General features: G+C 65.5%; 17 protein-coding genes. 6 read left to right on the top strand and 11 right to left on the bottom strand.

Annotated features, from left to right (window positions below):
• The 4 genes from ASD07_RS16305 to ASD07_RS16290 are packed head-to-tail and all read left to right on the top strand — an operon-like array spanning position 1 to position 5,647.
• The gene (locus tag ASD07_RS16305) at positions 1 to 1,137 is read left to right on the top strand and encodes a PilT/PilU family type 4a pilus ATPase (RefSeq protein ID WP_055932476.1); all 1,137 of its coding nucleotides are present in this window, start codon (positions 1 to 3) and stop codon (positions 1,135 to 1,137) included.
• Positions 1,137 to 1,622 (top strand): glutathione peroxidase, encoded by a 486-nt coding sequence (locus tag ASD07_RS16300; protein ID WP_055932473.1) that lies wholly within the window; start codon positions 1,137 to 1,139, stop codon positions 1,620 to 1,622. Before ASD07_RS16305 ends, ASD07_RS16300 begins: the two co-directional genes overlap by 1 nt.
• Positions 1,623 to 1,637: 15 nt before the next feature.
• Complete coding sequence (locus ASD07_RS16295) at positions 1,638 to 4,667, top strand: MHYT domain-containing protein (RefSeq protein ID WP_055932470.1); 3,030 nt, start codon at positions 1,638 to 1,640, stop codon at positions 4,665 to 4,667.
• Complete coding sequence (locus tag ASD07_RS16290; protein WP_055932467.1) at positions 4,664 to 5,647, top strand: HD domain-containing phosphohydrolase; 984 nt, start codon at positions 4,664 to 4,666, stop codon at positions 5,645 to 5,647. Before ASD07_RS16295 ends, ASD07_RS16290 begins: the two co-directional genes overlap by 4 nt.
• A gap of 2 nt (positions 5,648 to 5,649) precedes the next feature.
• Here ASD07_RS16290 and glcF read toward each other — a convergent pair whose 3' ends face one another.
• Genes glcF through ASD07_RS16275 form a run of 3 tightly spaced genes read right to left on the bottom strand, consistent with a single transcriptional unit; the run spans position 5,650 to position 9,422 of the window.
• Positions 5,650 to 6,885 carry a glycolate oxidase subunit GlcF gene (gene glcF / locus ASD07_RS16285; RefSeq protein ID WP_055932464.1) on the bottom strand — a complete coding sequence of 412 codons (1,236 nt, stop codon included), beginning with the start codon at positions 6,883 to 6,885 and terminating at the stop codon, positions 5,650 to 5,652.
• 1 nt (position 6,886) lies between these two features.
• Entirely contained in the window at positions 6,887 to 7,963 is a 1,077-nt protein-coding gene (glcE, locus tag ASD07_RS16280; protein WP_055932461.1) for a glycolate oxidase subunit GlcE, read from the bottom strand.
• A 1-nt stretch (position 7,964) separates the two neighbouring features.
• Positions 7,965 to 9,422 carry an FAD-linked oxidase C-terminal domain-containing protein gene (locus ASD07_RS16275; RefSeq protein ID WP_055932458.1) on the bottom strand — a complete coding sequence of 486 codons (1,458 nt, stop codon included), beginning with the start codon at positions 9,420 to 9,422 and terminating at the stop codon, positions 7,965 to 7,967.
• A gap of 102 nt (positions 9,423 to 9,524) precedes the next feature.
• Here ASD07_RS16275 and ASD07_RS16270 point away from each other — a divergent pair, with 102 nt between their 5' ends.
• On the top strand, positions 9,525 to 10,079 hold the full coding sequence (locus tag ASD07_RS16270) for a cob(I)yrinic acid a,c-diamide adenosyltransferase (RefSeq protein WP_055932455.1): 555 nt from the start codon (positions 9,525 to 9,527) through the stop codon (positions 10,077 to 10,079).
• Here ASD07_RS16270 and ASD07_RS16265 read toward each other — a convergent pair.
• Positions 10,076 to 10,972, bottom strand: a complete 897-nt coding sequence (locus tag ASD07_RS16265; protein ID WP_055932452.1) for a LysR family transcriptional regulator — start codon at positions 10,970 to 10,972, stop codon at positions 10,076 to 10,078. The genes ASD07_RS16270 and ASD07_RS16265 overlap by 4 nt on opposite strands.
• Positions 10,973 to 11,073: 101 nt before the next feature.
• On the opposite strand from ASD07_RS16265, the gene ASD07_RS16260 reads away from it, so the two are divergent.
• Positions 11,074 to 12,294, top strand: a complete 1,221-nt coding sequence (locus tag ASD07_RS16260) for an SGNH/GDSL hydrolase family protein (RefSeq protein ID WP_055932449.1) — start codon at positions 11,074 to 11,076, stop codon at positions 12,292 to 12,294.
• Here the strand turns inward: ASD07_RS16260 and ASD07_RS16255 are convergent.
• From ASD07_RS16255 to ASD07_RS16225, 7 genes are all read right to left on the bottom strand, one after another.
• Positions 12,280 to 13,071 (bottom strand): M48 family metalloprotease, encoded by a 792-nt coding sequence (locus ASD07_RS16255; RefSeq protein WP_229207176.1) that lies wholly within the window; start codon positions 13,069 to 13,071, stop codon positions 12,280 to 12,282. The two genes, ASD07_RS16260 and ASD07_RS16255, sit on opposite strands and share 15 nt — an antisense overlap.
• Positions 13,019 to 13,426 carry a glutaredoxin family protein gene (locus ASD07_RS16250; RefSeq protein WP_055932446.1) on the bottom strand — a complete coding sequence of 136 codons (408 nt, stop codon included), beginning with the start codon at positions 13,424 to 13,426 and terminating at the stop codon, positions 13,019 to 13,021. The genes ASD07_RS16255 and ASD07_RS16250 overlap by 53 nt, the downstream gene beginning before the upstream one ends.
• Positions 13,427 to 13,447: 21 nt before the next feature.
• Positions 13,448 to 13,846 (bottom strand): glutaredoxin domain-containing protein, encoded by a 399-nt coding sequence (locus ASD07_RS16245; protein WP_229207175.1) that lies wholly within the window; start codon positions 13,844 to 13,846, stop codon positions 13,448 to 13,450.
• Between the two features lie 48 nt (positions 13,847 to 13,894).
• The gene (locus ASD07_RS16240; protein WP_055932443.1) at positions 13,895 to 14,077 is read right to left on the bottom strand and encodes a hypothetical protein; all 183 of its coding nucleotides are present in this window, start codon (positions 14,075 to 14,077) and stop codon (positions 13,895 to 13,897) included.
• Between the two features lie 179 nt (positions 14,078 to 14,256).
• The gene (gene dxs, locus ASD07_RS16235) at positions 14,257 to 16,125 is read right to left on the bottom strand and encodes a 1-deoxy-D-xylulose-5-phosphate synthase (RefSeq protein WP_055932440.1); all 1,869 of its coding nucleotides are present in this window, start codon (positions 16,123 to 16,125) and stop codon (positions 14,257 to 14,259) included.
• Positions 16,126 to 16,127: 2 nt separating this feature from the next.
• The gene (locus ASD07_RS16230; RefSeq protein WP_055932437.1) at positions 16,128 to 17,018 is read right to left on the bottom strand and encodes a polyprenyl synthetase family protein; all 891 of its coding nucleotides are present in this window, start codon (positions 17,016 to 17,018) and stop codon (positions 16,128 to 16,130) included.
• On the bottom strand, positions 17,015 to 17,254 hold the full coding sequence (locus ASD07_RS16225) for an exodeoxyribonuclease VII small subunit (protein WP_055932435.1): 240 nt from the start codon (positions 17,252 to 17,254) through the stop codon (positions 17,015 to 17,017). The genes ASD07_RS16230 and ASD07_RS16225 overlap by 4 nt, the downstream gene beginning before the upstream one ends.
• Between the last annotated feature and the right edge of the window lie 244 nt (positions 17,255 to 17,498).

The following is a 17,498-nucleotide window of genomic DNA, read 5'->3' as shown; positions in this document are numbered from 1 at the left end:
ATGGAACGCGACCAGGCTTCAAAATTCATGTTCGACTTGCTGCGCCTGATGGTCAGCAAGAAGGGCTCCGACTTATTCATCACCGCCGGCTTCCCGCCGGCCATCAAGATCGACGGCAAGATGACGCCGGTGTCGGCGCAGGCCCTGACGCCGGCCCACACCTCCGACCTGGCCCGTGCGATCATGAACGACAAGCAGACCGCTTCCTTCGAGCAGACCAAGGAAGCCAACTTCGCCATCAGCCCGGGCGACCTGGGGCGTTTCCGCGTCTCGGCCTTCGTGCAAATGAGCTCCGTCGGCATGGTGCTGCGTACCATCAACAGCTCGATCCCCGAGTTCGACGAACTGGGCCTGCCGCCGATCCTGAAGGACGTGATCATGTCCAAGCGCGGCCTGGTGATCATGGTCGGCGCTACCGGTTCCGGTAAATCGACCACGCTGGCCGCCATGGTGGGCCACCGCAATGCCAACAGCTACGGCCACATCATCACCATCGAAGACCCGGTCGAATTCGTGCACCCGCACCGCAACTGCATCATCACCCAGCGTGAAGTGGGGGTCGATACCGAAGACTGGGAAATCGCGCTGAAGAACACCCTGCGCCAGGCGCCGGACGTGATCCAGATCGGCGAGATCCGCGACCGCCAGACCATGGACCACGCGATCGCCTTCGCCGAAACCGGCCACCTGGCGCTGGCTACCCTGCACGCCAACAGTTCCAACCAGGCGCTCGACCGTATCATCAACTTCTTCCCTGAAGAGCGCCGCCAGCAGCTGCTGATGGACTTGTCGCTGAACCTGAAAGGCATGATCTCGCAGCGCCTGATCCCGAAAAAGGATGCCAAGGGCCGCGCCGTGGCGGTGGAGATCATGCTCAATTCCCCGCTGATCGCCGACCTGATCTTCAAGGGCCAGGTGCATGAGATCAAGGAACTGATGAAGCGCTCGCGCGAACTGGGCATGCAGACCTTCGACCAGGCGCTGTTCGACCTGTACGAAGCCGGCCAGATCACCTATGAAGATGCGCTGCGCAACGCCGACTCGGTGAACGACCTGCGCCTTGCCATCAAGCTGGAATCGAAGGATGCGAAAACCCGCGACCTGGCGGCCGGTACCGAGCACCTGGGGATCATCTGATGACCACTGTTTACGATTTCAGCGCCGACAGCCTGGCGGGCCAGAACGTGGACCTGAAGCAGTACCAGGGCAAGGTGCTGCTGATCGTAAACACCGCCAGCAAATGCGGCTTCACGCCGCAGTACCAGGGGCTGGAGGAATTGCACAAGGAGTTTGCCGGCCAGCCCTTCGAAGTACTGGGCTTCCCCTGCAACCAGTTCGGCCAGCAGGAACCCGGCAACGCTGAAGAAATCGGCGCCTTCTGCGAAAAGAACTACGGCGTGACTTTCCCGGTGTTCGCCAGGATCGAGGTCAAAGGCGACAATGCGCATCCGCTGTACCGGCATTTGACGAAGAACGCTCCCGGCATCTTCGGCTGGGAAAGCATCAAGTGGAATTTCACCAAGTTCCTGGTGCGCAAGGACGGCAGCATCCATGACCGCTATGCGCCGACCACCAAGCCTGCCGACCTGGCGGATGAAATCAGGAAGCTGATAGCGCAATAAGGAAGGGGCGCCGTCATGGGCGAGATCAAGCACTACTTGATCCAGCTGTTCTCTCCGCCTGCCGACCCGGCGCTACTCACTTACGGGATCTACACTCCAGCGCTGGTCATCCTGTCGGTGCTGGTGGCGAGTTTCTCGTCCGCCATGGGCTTGCAGCTGGCCGGCCAGGCAGCGCGCAGCAGCAAGCGCACGCTGCGCCTGGCCGCGCTGGTGACCGGCAGCCTGGCCCTTGGCAGCGGGGTATGGGCCATGCACTTCATCGGCATGCTGGCCTTCGACCTGTGCACGCCGGTCTCCTACGATCCCGCCACCACCCTGCTGTCGATGCTGCCCAGCATCGCCGCCTCCACTGTCGCCCTGTCGCTGCTGAGCCGCCATCGCATCGGCTTGCGCAGCCTGCTGGTGGGCGGCGTGCTGGTCGGTGCCGGCATCGGCGCCATGCACTACACCGGCATGGCGGCCATGCGCTCGGCGCTGCAGTTGCGCTACGACCCGTGGATGTTCGGCTGGTCCATCATGGTCGCCATTGCGCTGGCGACCCTGGCGCTGTGGGTGCGCTTCGGCTTGCAGGGCCTGCGCGGCAGGCTGGGGGAAAGCGGCAGCGTCGCCGCGGCAGGCCTGATCATGGGCTGCGCCATCTCCGGCATGCACTACACCGGCATGGCCGCGGCACGCTTTGTCGGCCGGGTGCCGCTCGACCCGGCCAGCGGCATTGCCAATGCCGGCTTCCTGGCGCTGGCCGTGACCGTGACCACGGCGCTGCTGACGGCGCTGGTGGTATTCGCCAACGGCATGCTGCGCTACCGCGCCCTGTTCCACCACGTGAGCGACCTGGAACAGGCGCTGCGCGCCAGCGAAGAGCAATTGCGCTCGCTGGTCACGAACATCCCGGGCATAACCTTCCGCTGCCGCAACACACCCGGCTGGCCGCTGGTGTTTGTCAACGATGCCATCGAAAGCATGACCGGCTATCCCGCTGCCGACTTCCTGGGCGACCCGCCCAAGCGCCTGTTCGGGGAACTGGTGCATCCAGACGACTTTCCGGCAGTCCAGCAAGGCGCGCGCCTAGCAGTCGAACAGCGCCGCCCCTTCACGCTGGAATACCGGATCATCCACCGCGACGGCAGCATCCACTGGTTCTGGGGCAACGGCAATGTGGTGCTGGGCCCGAGCGGCGAAGTCGAACTGCTGGACGGCGTGGTGCTCGACATCAGCAATCGCCGCCTGATGGAGCTGGACCTGCGCGTGGCCAAGGAGCGTGCCGAGGGCGCCGCCGCTGCGCGCGCCGCCTTCCTGGCCAATATGAGCCACGAAATCCGTACGCCGATGAATTCCATCCTCGGTTTTACCGACGTGCTGCTGCATGGCGAACTCACTGCCGTGCAGCGGCGCCACCTCGACACGGTGCGCAATGCCGGCCGCTCGCTGCTGCGCCTGTTGAACGCCATCCTCGACACGGCCAAGCTGGACAAGGGCGCGGTGGAGCTCGAACTGCACGATTTCAGCCTGCTGGCACTGAGCGACGAGCTGTCCTCGAGCATGGGCAACGCGGCCAAGGCCAAGGGACTATCGCTGTCGCTGCACTACGACCCAGCCCTGCCGAACTGGATCCATGGCGACGAATTGCGCGTGCGCCAGGTGCTGACCAACCTGCTGGACAACGCGATCAAGTTCACCAGCCAGGGCGGCGTGTCGCTGGCTGCCAGCGCGGCACGGGAAGGCGAGCGGCGTATGGTGCATTTCGCCATCGGCGATACCGGCATCGGCATCGCCGCCGACCGCATGGCGGCCATCTTTGAACCCTTCGTACAGGCCGATGCCTCGATGAACCGCCGCTTCGGCGGCACCGGACTGGGTACCACCATCTGCAAGCAGCTGGTGGAGCTGATGGGCGGCCGCCTGTGGGCCGAGAGCGTACCGGGCAAAGGCAGCACCTTCCACGTCATGCTGCCGCTGCTGGCGGCGCGCGACGAGGCGGTACGCAGCGCGGCAGCACCGGTATTGCTGCCGCCGATGCATATCCTGGCAGCCGACGACGTGCCGCAAAACCTGGAGGTGCTGATGCTGCTGCTGGCAAAACTGGGGCATACCGTGACCGGCGCCGGCGATGGCGCAATGGCGGCGCAACTGGCGGCGGAAGCGCAATTCGATGCCATCCTGATGGACGTGCAGATGCCGGGCATGGACGGCCTGCAAGCCACGCGCCGCATCCGCGCCGACGAAGCGGCCGCGGGCCGCAGGCGCACACCTGTCATCGCCATGACCGCCAGCGTCCTGGAACGCGACCGCGATGCCACGCGCGAGGCGGGCATGGACGGTTTCACCACCAAGCCGGTCGATGTGGCCGTGCTGACGCAGGAACTGGCACGTGTGCTCGGCATGCCCGCCGGCGCCCCGCAGCTGGCGCCGGCCGCCATCCCGGCGCGCGGCATGGTACTGAATGCGGAAAAAGGCCTGGCGCGCTGGGCCGGCCAGCGCGAAGCCTACCAGCGCGCATTGCGCCGTTTTGCGCACGAGTATGAAAGCGCAGAGCGGGAACTGCGGGCCGGGCTCGCGACCGGCCAGCACGCCGCCTGCGCCGCCCTGGCGCACCGTTTGCGTGGCGCCGCCGCCAACCTCGGCATGGAACAATTGGCCGATGCGCTGTGGCGCCTGGAAAGCAGCTTGCAGGCGCAGGACGGGCGGGCGGCGCTGCCGGATCTGCTGGAGCAGGCTGCCCTGTGCCTGTCCGATGCGCTGGCGGCGGTGTGGGCGCAGGACGATATCCGCCCCGGGCCCGCCGCGGAAGCGGCAGCCGGCCCGGCAGCGGCGCTCGACCAGGAACAGGTGCGCGCGATGGGCAATGCCATGCTGCAGTCGCTGGAACGCGGCAGCTTCGACCAGCAGGAACTGGCGGCGCTGTCGGAGCTGCTGCACGGCCGGGCGGCCGAAGAGCGGCTGCAGGCCTTGCAACGCGCGCTCGACGACTTCGACTTCACGGTGGCGCGCGGCGCCCTGCAGGAACTGCTCGACGAATGCCTGCCGATGCAAAGGAAAATGCCATGACCCGACAGGCCACCGTGCTTGCCGTCGATGACGAATCGACCAACCTGCAGCTGTTGCGCCAGGTCCTGCAGGACAAGTACCGCCTGCTGTTCGCCAAGGATGGCGCGCGCGCCATCGAACTGGCGGTCAACGAAAAGCCCGACCTGATCCTGCTCGACGTGATGATGCCCGAAATGACAGGCTACGACGTATGCCGGGTCTTGAAAGCCAACCCTGCCAGCAGCAAGATCCCGGTAATCTTCGTCACCGCGCTGACCGATTCGACCGATGAAGTGGACGGCTTCGAGGCCGGCGCGGTGGACTTCATCAGCAAGCCGCTCAGCCCGGCCGTGGTCAAGGCCCGCGTCAAGCTGCACCTGTCCATGGTGCGCATGGAGGAGCTGCGCGCCAGCCGCCTGGCCATCGTGCAGCGCCTCGGCCTGGCCGCCGAATACAAGGACAACGAAACCGGCCTGCACGTGATCCGCATGAGCCACTACGCCCGGCTGCTCGGCACTGCCGCCGGCTTCGACGAGCAGCAAGCCGATGACCTGTTCATTTCGGCGCCGATGCACGATATCGGCAAGATCGGCATCCCCGACAGCATCCTGCAAAAGCCGGGCCGCCTGACGCCGCAGGAGTACAAGATCATGCAAACCCACCCCGGCATCGGCGCCCATATCATCGGCCAGCACGAGGGCGGCATGCTGGCCATGGCGCACGACGTGGCGCTGTCGCATCATGAAAAGTGGGACGGCAGCGGCTATCCCAACCGGCTGGCCGGTGAAGAGATCCCGCTGGCCGCCCGCATTATTGCAGTGGCCGACGTATTCGATGCGCTGACGTCCGTGCGGCCCTACAAGGCGGCCTGGAAACTGGAGGATGCCTGCGCCTGGATGCAGGACCAGCGCGGCCTGCACTTCGAGCCGCGGCTGGTGGACCTGTTCCTCGGCCAGTTGTCCGAAGTGGCGCGCATCATGGACAAGTGGGCCGAGCGCTGAGGCTAGCCGTGCAGCGCGCGGTCGACCAGCTCGATCCAGTGTTCCACCGGCGTTTGCGTGCCGGACTGCAGGTGGCCGATGCAGCCGATATTGGCCGAGACGATGCGCTCGGCGCCGGTATCGGCCAGGTTGGCCAGCTTGCGCTCGCGCAGTTGCTGCGACAACTCCGGTTGCAGCAGCGAATAGGTGCCCGCTGAACCGCAGCACAGGTGGGCGTCGCGGCACAGTTTCACTTCCACGCCGAGCGCGCGCAGCAGGCCCTCGACCTTGCCGCGGATTTGCTGGCCGTGCTGCAGCGTACAGGGCGGGTGCCATGCGACTGGCCCGGCGCCGGCCCGGGTTGCATCCGCGCGCTGCGCCAGCTCGGCCTCGAACGTGGGCAGGATTTCAGCCAGGTCGCGCGTCATGCCGGAAATGCGGGCCGCCTTGGCGGCGTAGGCGCCGTCGTGCGCCAGCAGGTGGCCGTACTCTTTCACCGTGACGCCGCAGCCGGAGGCGGTCATCACGATCGCCTCCACCTGTTCTTGCGCCACATACGGCCACCAGGCGTCGATGTTGCGCCGCATATCGCCAAGCGCGGCCTCCTGGTCATTCAGGTGGAAGCGCAACGCGCCGCAGCAGCCGGCACCCGGCGCTGCGACCAGCTGCACGCCCAGCGTGTCGAGCACGCGCGCGGTGGCCGCGTTGATATTGGGCGCCAGGCCGGGCTGCACGCAGCCGTCCAGCACCAGCATCTTGCGGGCGTGCCGGCGCGTTGGCCATGCTGCCGCGCGGCCGCGCGGCGGCAGCTTGTCCTGCAACGGCTTGCCCAGCACAGGCTTGAGCAGCTGCCCCATGCGCAGGGCCGGCTCGAACAGCCAGCGGCGCGGCAAGGCTTCCTTCAGCACATAGCGCCTGATGCGGTCTGGCAGCTTGCGCGGCACGCGCTGCTGCACCACCTTGCGCCCGATGTCGGCCAGGCGGCCGTATTTGACGCCCGAAGGACAGGTGGTTTCGCAATTGCGGCAAGTCAGGCAGCGGTCCAGGTGAAGCTGGGTACTGGCCGTCACCGCAGCGCCTTCCAGCACCTGCTTGATCAGGTAGATGCGCCCGCGCGGCCCATCCAGCTCATCGCCCAGAAGCTGGTAGGTCGGGCAAGTGGCGGTACAGAAGCCGCAATGCACGCAGGCGCGCAGGATCGCCTCCGCTTCATCGCCCTCCGGCGTGCCCTTGATGAAATCTGCCAGGTTCGTTTGCATATCAGTACATGCGGCCGCGGTTGAAAATGCCGGCGGGATCGAAGGCGGCTTTCAGGCGCTGATGGATGCGCGCGATCGCCGGCGCCAAAGGATGGAAGGCGCCTACGCCCGCGCCAAGGTCCTCGCTCGCTACCCGGTAGCGCGTAGCGTGGCCGCCCGCCGCCGCCGTAACGCGCCGGATATCGTCGGCCGCGCCGCGGTCGACGCGCAGCCAGCGCTGTGCCCCGCCCCACTCGATCATCTGCTCGCCGCGCATGACCAGCGCGCTGGCGGTGGCCGGCACCGAAAGGCGCCACAGCTCCGCAGCCCCGGCCTCCGCCGCCGCGAAGAAATCGGCGCCCTGGTCGCGCAAGGCGCTCCAGAATGCATCGCCAGCGGCCAGCGCCTCGCCTCCCATGCCTGACTGCGCCGCCCTGACTGCCGCCTGGGCGCCGGACAGGCGCACAGTCAGCACGCCGGCGTGCCAGCAAGTGCCCGACAGCGGCAGCGGCCGCCCCGCCCATTCATTCATCATGCGCAGCGCCTTGATTTCATCCGCCTCGAAGCGGATGGTCGCTTCGCAGAAAGGCAGCGGCAGCACTTTCAGCGAGACCTGGGTAATCAGGCCCAGCGTGCCCAGCGAGCCGGCCAGCAGCCGCGACACGTCGTAGCCCGCCACATTCTTCATCACCTGGCCGCCGAAAGACAGCAACTCGCCGCGGCCATCCAACAACTGCGCCCCCAATACGAAGTCGCGCAACGCCCCGGCAGTCGCGCGGCGCGGGCCGGACAAACCGCTGGCCACCACGCCGCCAATTGTCGAACCGGCGCCAAAGCGCGGCGGCTCGAACGCCAGCATCTGCCCATGCCGGGCCAGCAGGGCTTCGATCTCGGCCAACGGCGTACCGCAGCGCGCCGTGACAACCAGTTCGGTCGGTTCATAATCGACCACGCCGGCGTAGGCGCGAGTGTCGAATACGTCGCCCACCACGTTCTGGCCGTACCAGTCCTTGGTGCCGCCGCCGCGCAGCAGCAGCCGCGTGCCGTCGGCGCTGGCCGACCGGATGCGGGCGCGGAATTGTTCGAGGATCGCATCCATGTCAGAACCTCGGCAAGCCGGCGTGCGGCAAGCGTCCCGCGCGCACATGCATCTTGCCGAATTCGGCGCAGCGGTTCAGCGTGGGAATGGCCTTGTTCGGGTTCAGCAGCGCCAGGGGATCGAAAGCCTGTTTCACCGCAGAGAACGCGGCCAGTTCGGCATCGCTGAACTGGGCGCACATCGAGTCGATCTTCTCGATGCCCACGCCATGCTCGCCGGTGATGGTGCCGCCCACCGCCACGCACAAGGCGAGGATCTCGGCGCCGAACGCTTCGGCGCGCTGCAGTTCGTCGGGCCGGTTGGCATCGAACAGGATCAGCGGGTGCAGGTTGCCGTCGCCGGCATGGAACACGTTGGCGCAGCGCAGGGCGTATTTTGCCTCCATCTGCCCGATACCCAACAACACGCGCGCCAGCTGCTTGCGCGGGATGGTGCCGTCCATGCAGTAGTAGTCGGGCGAGATGCGGCCGGCCGCCGGGAAGGCGTTCTTGCGGCCGGACCAGAATTTCAGCCGCTCCGCCTCGCTGCCCGACACCAGCACCGCGCTGGCGCCGGCCGCTTGCAGTACTGCCGTCATGCGGGCGATTTCCTCTTCGACCTCATCGACCGTGCCATCCGCCTCGCACAGCAGGATCGCCGCGGCGTCGGTGTCGTAGCCGGCGCGCACAAAAGGCTCCACCATGCGCGAAGAAGTACGGTCCATCATCTCCAGCCCGGCCGGGATGATGCCGGCGGCGATCACGTCAGCCACCGCGCTGCAGCTCGCCGCCACTTCGTTGAAGGACGCCATGATGACGCGCGCACTGGCAGGCTTGGGCACCAGCTTGACGGTGACCTCGGTGACGATGCCCAGCATGCCCTCGGAACCAACGAAGGCGGCCAGCAGGTCCAGGCCCGGCGCATCGAGCGATTCGCCGCCCAGTTCCACCACGTCGCCCTCGATGGCCACCATGCGCACGCGCAGCACGTTGTGCACGGTCAGGCCGTACTTCAGGCAATGCACGCCGCCCGAATTCTCCGCCACATTGCCGCCGATGGTGCAGGCGATCTGCGACGAGGGATCGGGAGCGTAATACAGGCCGCTGGGTTCGGCCGCTTCGGAAATGGCAAGGTTGCGCACGCCCGGCTGCACCACCGCCGTACGCGCATAGGCATCCACGCGCAGGATCTGGTTCATGCGCGCGGTGGACAGCACCAGGCCGTCGGCAATCGGCATGGCGCCGCCGGACAGGCCGGTACCCGCGCCGCGCGGCACGATCGGCACATTGAACTGGCGGCATATCCGCAGCACCGCCAGCACCTGCGCCTCGTCGGCCGGCAGGGCGACCGCCATCGGGAGCTGGCGATAGGCCGAGAGGCCGTCGCATTCGTAGGGGCGGGTGTCTTCCTGGTCGGACAGCACGCTCGCCGGCGGCAGGGCCGCGCGCAGGGCGGCAACGAAGGCTGTGCTGTTATTCATTAATCCATTGTAAGTTCAAATCCTGCAGGCACGCGGAAATCCCCTCCCAACCATTGGTAATTTGTCGTATCCTGCCAGCGTTAACGACAAATTGAGGCTGCAATGGGTAATCGACTCTCGAAAATCGCCACCCGTACCGGCGACAAAGGCACCACCGGCCTGGGCGACGGCTCCCGCGTGGACAAGGACAATGTGCGCATCCAGGCCATCGGCGAAGTGGATGAGCTGAACTCCAACCTGGGCGTGCTGCTGGCCGAGCCGCTGCCGGACGAAATGCGCGATGAACTGGTCTCGATCCAGCACGACCTGTTCGACCTGGGCGGAGAGCTGTGCATTCCGGGCTACCAGATGATCAAGGAAGAACATGTCGAGCGCCTCGATGCACTGCTGGCCAAGTACAACGCCACGCTGCCTGCGCTGACGGAATTCATCCTGCCGGCCGGCTCGCGCGCCGCCGCGGTGTCGCATGTCTGCCGCACCGTGTGCCGCCGCGCCGAACGCGCCATCGTCACCCTGGGCAAGACGGAAACCATCCACGACTTCCCGCGCCAGTATGTGAACCGCCTGTCGGACCTGATGTTCGTGCTGGCGCGCGTGCTGAACCGCTTCGCCGGCGGCAGCGACGTGCTGTGGCACCACGACCGCAAACGCGGTTAAAAACCCGCCTGCGCGGCAAAGCGCTGCTGCAGGTAATCAAGCATCAGCCGCACCCGGTGCGGCAGGTAGCGGCGGCTGGGGTACAGCAGGTTCAGTTCCTGCCCCGGCCCTTGCCAGTCGCGCAGCACCCGGCGCAGTTTGCGCCGGGCCAGCAGGTCGTGCACCAGCCATTGCGGGCACAGGCCGATGCCGGCGCCTGCAGCCAACGTGTCGCGGATTGCCAGCGCGTTGTTGACGCGATAACGGCCATGCGTGGCGACCGTCACGCTTTGTTCACCATCCGATAATTCAAGCCGGTCGCCTGTGCTCAGCCAGGCGAAGCGGATGTATTCATGGCCGGCCAGCTGGGCCGGCGTTTGCGGCGTGCCGTGGGCTTTCAGGTAGGCCGGTGCGGCCACCAGCATGCGTGGCGAGACGCCGACCCGGCGCGCGACCACGTTCGGCGGCAAGTCGCTGCCAAGGCGCACGGCGATGTCGACACCCTCCTCCACCAGGTCCGCCATGCGGTCGTTCAGGATCAGCTCCACTTCAATGCCCGGGTATTGCCGCAGGAAGTCCTGTACGTAGGCGTTGAGGCAAAACTGGCCCAGTGCTACCGGCGCATTGATGCGCAGCAGGCCGCTGGCGGCGGCGGTTTCGCCGCGCACATCGGCCACGGCATCGGCATATTCTTCGAGCACGCCGCGGGCGCGTTCATAGAAACGGCGGCCGGGCATGGTGGGCGACAGGCTGGCGGTGCTGCGCTCGAGCAGGCGCACGCCAAGTTCGTCCTCCAGCGCGGCGACGATCTTGCTGATGTTCGATTGCGTCGTGCGCTGCTCGCGGGCGACAGCCGACAGGCTGCCCAGTTCAATGGCGCGCACGAAGCACTGGAGGGAGCGTAAGGTATCCATAGTCATTCCATTCTGGACTTAACTATAGTCCATTTTCCAGGCTACCAGTCGCATTCAGAATAAACGAGGATGTCTCCACCCCAATCAACTGGAGAATCCTCATGAAACGCCTGACCGCTTCCCTGGCCGCAATGCTGGCTGCCACCGCCGTCCACGCAGCCGAATGGCGCACCACCTGGTATGCCGCGCCAATGCCAGCCTGGGGCGCCGAATTCGCCTTGCCCACCATGCTGCCACCCGCGCTGGAGGCCCAGACGGTGCGCGAAGTCGTGCGCACCAGCGTCGGCGGCGAGCAGGTTCGCATCACCTACTCCAACCGCTATGGCGCTGCGCCGCTCGTGATCGGCGAGGCTCGGCTGGCAGCGACACGCGGCGAAGCGTCGCGCGCCGCCTCGTCGCAGCAGGATGGCTCAGGGGTGCAACTGACCTTCGGCGGCCAGCGCGGCGTGACGATCGCGCCGGGGCAGACGGCCACCAGTGACGCGGCATCCCTGCCGATAGCCGCCCGCCAGCGCCTGTCGATATCGACCTGGCTGCCCCAGCGCACCGCGCTGGCGACCTTCCATTGGGGTGCGCAGCAGACAGCGTTTGTCGCCCCCGGCAACCTGGCCGCCGCCACCGCATTGCCGGCTGCACAAGCCATGACAGGCCGCACCTTCCTCAGCGCCGTGCAGGTCGCAGGCCCCGCGCGCCTTGCCGTCGTCGCCTTCGGCGATTCGATCACGGACGGCAACGGCTCGACGCCGGACCTCGACCTGCGCTGGCCCGACCAGTTGGCCGCGCGCGCCGACGGCGTCGCCGTGGCCAATGCCGGCATTTCCGGCGCCCGCCTGCTGTCCGATGGAATGGGTGAAAAGGCGGCGGCGCGCTTCGAGCACGATGTGCTGGCGCAGCCGGGCGTCGGCACGGTGATCGTCCTGCTGGGCATCAACGACATCGGCTGGCCCGGCAGCGCCTTCGCGCCGCAGGAAGCGCCAGCCACGGCCAGCGCCATGATTGCCGGTTACCGCAAGCTGATCAGCGCCGCGCGTGCACGCCAGGTCCGTATCGTCGGCGGCACCCTGCTGCCATTCGAAGGCGCCCTGCACGGCACGCCCTACTCGGGCCATTATTCGCCAGCCAAAGACAAGGTACGGCACGAAGTCAACGACTGGATCCGCCACAGCGGCGAGTTCGACGCAACCATCGATTTCGACCAGCTGCTGCGCGATCCTGCGCACCCGACTCGCCTGCGCGCCGGCTTCGACTCCGGCGACCACCTGCACCCAAGCGACGCCGGCTACGCGGAAATGGCGCGCGCCGCGGCACTAGTCGCCAAGTAGGCGCGACATGCCTTTGGCAAGGCTGAGGCGAGTGGCCCCGCTGGGGTGGCTGACCAGCAGCGCGGGGCCGCTGGAATCGGCGGCAAGCTTGCTGTAGAAGGACAGCATGGCTGAGCGAGGCCAGCCGGCGCGATAGGCGATCAACATGCCGAGTTGGTCGGCTTCCCGCTCCTGGATCGCGGACAGCTTCGACAGGCGAAATTGCAAGGGGATGTCGGAGGCCAGCCGCTCCTCTACCACCTCCAGCGGCAAGTCGCGCCGGCTGTCGAGCAGCGCCTCCGACAAGGTCTCGCGCCCATGCTCCGCAACCACGTGCGCGATTTCATGCGCCAGCAGGATCGCCAGTTCGCCATCATCCAGCCGCAGGCTTTCAATAAACAGGCTGCCCACCAGCAGCTTGCCGCCAGGCTGGCTTTCCGCTTCGACTGCAGGATCGTCGGTCACGTGGACTTCCCACGGCCATTCCGCAGCAGCCGGCTTGAGCGCACTTGCCGCGTGCACCAGCCCCTGCGCGACGCGCCTCACGCGCAGCAGCAAGACCTTGTCACGGTCAAGCCGGCCAGCCGCGGCAAGCGACACCGTCTGCTCAATATACCGGTCTTCCGCGCGCTGCCCCACTTCCTCCGCAGCAAAGCGCAGTTCCTGCCAACGACCGGAATCGGGCACTTGCGCAAGCGCAGGGGTGAACACTGCCAGCAACGCGAGCGAGAGATAGCGCAAGAAATCAAGGCGCAGCGCGCCGGATAGCGGCATCCAGCGCTGCAGGATTGAAACCATGCAGCACTTCAGAACCGATGACGAACAACGGCACACCGCGTCCGCCGAGCTGCCCGAACTCCTGCGAATCACCGGCATCCCGCTCTTCATAAGGAATGCCGCGCGCGGCCATATGCGCCCGCGCCTTGGCGCAATAGGGACAGGTGGCCGTGGCATACATGACGATGTACGGCATGCGGGCAGGCAGCGTGGTGGCGGCGCGTTTCTGCTGCGTTGTGGAGGACCTGGTTTTGGCTGGCGCCTCAGCCGGCGCGTCCTCCATCGTGGGCAACTTGATCGATGGGGGCGGGGGCTGCCCGGCAAAGGCTGCGGCGCACACGGCCAGCAGGATAACGGCAAGGCTTGCGGCTTTCACGACTGCCTCCGTGGGGGAAGATCACCGGCCCAGCATAGCACGCCCGTCGGCCTTCAATGCCGCATGGATAACGGCGACATTAAAGCCGTCTATACGGCGCTCGCCTATCAGCAGCAGGGGAACGTTTTTCCCGCCGAGTTTTTTGAACTCCTCGCGCGACTCGCCCGGCTTGCCGACATCCAGGTCGGCGTAGGCAATACCGTTCTCCTTGAAGTAGGCACGCGCTTTGGCGCAATAGGGACAGGTCTCCGTACCGTACAACACTACCTGCGCCTTATGCTGCGTCAGGTAGGCGGAGTAGTCGCCCTGCACAAAGTCCTTCTTGAACAGGGCGGGTACTTTTGCCACCGCCACGCCGACCGCAAGGCCGGCTGCCAGGATCAGGGCATACATGCCCAGGGTCTTCAAATGCTTGATCATCGATGTCTTCGCAGATGTTGGTGACGGTGGCGGCTAAGGCTCAATCGCTTATTCGGCGTCGCATGCCTTGTTGCAGGCGAAGAAATCGGCGCGGCAGTTGTACCAATGCCCGCCCGCCTCCTGGCAAGCATCGAGTTCGGCATCGCAAGCCGCGTAGCATTCAGGGGAACCGGCATAGGCAGCTGCTGCAACGCCTACAGCAAACAGGAACAGACCAATCTTCTTGAACATCGTCTTCCTCCGTTAATTGTTTGATTGCGCAAATATTCATCATTTGCAGCAGCCACGTTAGCGGAAGCAACTATGTTGTTCAAGCAAAAACATGTACAGCGCAACAATATTGCAACACTATTAACATGCTAGGCAAAAAAAACGGCGCCGCAGCGCCGTTCCTTGTGGGGCATATCCGATCAACCGTTGTTGACCACCAGGCGTGGTTCGTCGCCGAAGCGCGCCTTGATCGAGGCCGCGATGCCGGCGGCATCCAGGCCCACCAGCGCCAGCAGCTTGGCCGGGTCGCCGTGGTCGATGAACTTGTCCGGCAGGCCGAGCATCTGGATCGGCTTGGTGATGCCTGCGGCGGCCATGGCTTCGGCAACGGCAGCGCCGGCGCCGCCCATGATGCAGCCCTCCTCCACCGTCACCAGGAAATCGTGGTCGGCAGCGAGCTGCTTGACCAGTTCCACGTCGAGCGGCTTCACGTAGCGCATATTGGCCACGGTGGCGTTCAGCAGGTCGGCCGCGCCCATCGCCGGCGCCACCATCGAACCGAAGGCCAGGATAGCGATCTTCTGGCCCTTGCGGCGGATTTCGCCTTTGCCGATCGGCAGCGTGGTCAGTTCCTGCGCAATGGCCGCGCCGATGCCGGCGCCGCGCGGATAGCGCACCGCCGCAGGACCGGGGTAGTGGTAAGCGGTCGAGAGCATCTGGCGGCATTCGTTCTCGTCGGACGGCGCCATCACCACCATGTTCGGGATGCAGCGCAGGTAGGCCAGGTCGTAGTTGCCGGCGTGGGTAGCGCCGTCGGCGCCCACCAGGCCTGCGCGGTCCAGCGCAAAGGTCACGTCCAGGTCTTGCAGCGCCACGTCGTGGATCAACTGGTCGTAGCCGCGCTGCAGGAAAGTCGAGTAGATCGCCACGACGGGCTTCAGGCCCTCGCAGGCCAGGCCGGCACCAAAGGTTACCGCATGCTGCTCGGCGATGCCGACGTCGAAATAGCGGTCTGGGTATTCCTTATCGAAGCGCACCATGCCAGAACCTTCGCGCATGGCCGGCGTGATGCCGACCAGGCGCTTGTCGGCCTTGGCCATGTCGCACAGCCAGTCGCCGAATATTTCGGTATATGATTTCTTGGAAGGAGCCAGCGGCGGCTTGATGCCTTCGGCCGGATTAAACTTAGGCGTGCCGTGGTACAGGACCGGCTCGGCCTCGGCCAGTTTGTAGCCCTGGCCCTTCTTGGTCACTACGTGCAGGAACTGCGGACCTTTCAGCTGCTTGATGTTCTGCAGCGTCGGGATCAGCGAATCGAGGTCATGGCCGTCGATCGGGCCGATGTAGTTGAAGCCCAGTTCTTCGAACATGGTGGCAGGAACCACCATGCCTTTCGCGTGTTCTTCCAGGCGCTTGGCCACTTCCAGCAGCGGGCCTGGCAGCACGGACTTGCCGACGTTCTTGGCGGCGGCGTAGAACTGTCCCGACATCAGGCGCGCCAGGTAGCGGTTCAGCGCACCGACCGGCGGCGAGATCGACATGTCGTTGTCGTTCAGGATCACCAGCAGGTTGCAGTCCTTTTCCACGCCGGCGTTGTTCAGCGCTTCAAACGCCATGCCGGCGGTCATCGAGCCGTCGCCGATCACGGCGATAGCGTGGCGGTGCTCGCCCTTGATCTTGGCGCCCAGCGCCATGCCCAGCGCGGCGGAAATCGAGGTCGAGGAATGCGCGGTACCGAAGGTGTCGTACTCCGATTCCGCGCGGCGCGGGAAACCGGAAATGCCGTTCAACTGGCGCAGCGTGTGGAACTGGTCGCGGCGGCCCGTCAGGATCTTGTGCGAGTAGGTCTGGTGGCCCACGTCCCACACGATGCGGTCTTGCGGCGTGTTGAACACATAGTGCAGCGCAACGGTCAGCTCCACCGTGCCAAGGTTGGACGACAGGTGGCCGCCGGTCTTGGACACGGAATCGAGCAGGAAGCTGCGCAGCTCTTCGGCCAGTGGCGTGAGCTGGTGGCGGCCCAGCTTGCGCAGGTCGGCCGGGTTATTGATGGTTTCAAGCAGTTTCATGTTTAAGCTTTCCTCTGCACGATCAGGTCTGCGAGTTCACGCAGGCGCAGAGCTTGTTCTCCGAACGGCGCCAGCGCAGCGTGCGCATCCTGCCGCAATTTTTCCGCCAGGGCGATCGATGGTTCCAGGCCCAGGATGGATACATAAGTCGGCTTGTTGTCCGCCGCATCCTTGCCCGCCGTCTTGCCCAGCGTGGCCGAATCGGCCGTCGCGTCGAGCACATCGTCGACCACCTGGAAGGCGAGGCCGATGGCGCGCGAATAATCGTGCAGCGCCTTCAGTTCGGCTTCCGTCAAATCCTTGCCCGCCATCGCACCCAGCACGACGGAAGCGCGCAGCAGCGCCCCGGTCTTCAGCTGGTGCATGCGCTCCAGCTGTTCCAGCGTCAGGCTGATGCCCACGCTATCGAGGTCGATCGCCTGGCCGCCGCACATGCCGGCCGAACCGGCGGCATCGGCCAACAGGCGCAGCATGCCGACCAGGCGTTGCGGCGGCACCGAATCGACGCCGGCCAGCACGCCGAAGGCTTGCGCCTGCAGCGCATCGCCCACCAGCAGCGCGGTGGCTTCGTCATAGGCCACGTGCACCGTCGGCTTGCCGCGGCGCAGCGCGTCGTCGTCCATGCAGGGCATGTCGTCGTGCACCAGCGAATAGGCGTGGATCATTTCCAAGGCGGCGGCCGCGCGGCTCAGGGCCTGCGCATCGGCGCCGTACAGGGCGCCGGCGGCATGCACCAGCAGCGGGCGCACCCGTTTGCCGCCATCGAGTACGGCGTAGCGCATGGCCGCGTGCAGCTTGGCCGGAACGATATCGTCGGCAGGCAGGTAGGACGCCAGGTCCTGCTCCATGCCGGCCTGGATGGTCTTCATCCAGTCCTGGAACGATGCGGTCATTGGACGGCCTCCTCGCCTTCGGCGAATGGCTTGAGCATATCGCCTTCCAGCACCTTGACCTGGGCTTCGACTTTGTCGAGCTGTCCGGCACAGAATTTCACCAGCTCGGAGCCGCGGGCATAGGCTGCCACCGAAGCTTCCAGCGGCAGTTGACCGGCTTCCATCTGGCTGACCAGCTGGGCCAGTTCGGCCATCGCTTCCTCGAAGGTGGCGGGCGCATTCATTTTCTTGGACATGGCATATAACTTGAGTGTAGCCCGCTATTTTAGAACAAACTCCTGTATCCGGTCTAAAAAGCGGCCTCTAATCCGCTGGAAACGTTGCAATTACTTTCACATTGACTGTCGCGCGCCCCGCCCCAGATAGTTCAGCGAAGATAGCCTGTTTCACGCTATAATCTCCGGTTCTGTCCGAAATACCGTTTTTATTATCTGAATTCAGGTCTTTGCGGATCTTTCTCTTCTTGGTTTGATTATTTAA

It is taken from the genome of Duganella sp. Root336D2 (assembly GCF_001425005.1).
GTDB lineage: Bacteria > Pseudomonadota > Gammaproteobacteria > Burkholderiales > Burkholderiaceae_D > Rugamonas.
This window is presented reverse-complemented; position numbering and strand designations above follow the sequence as displayed.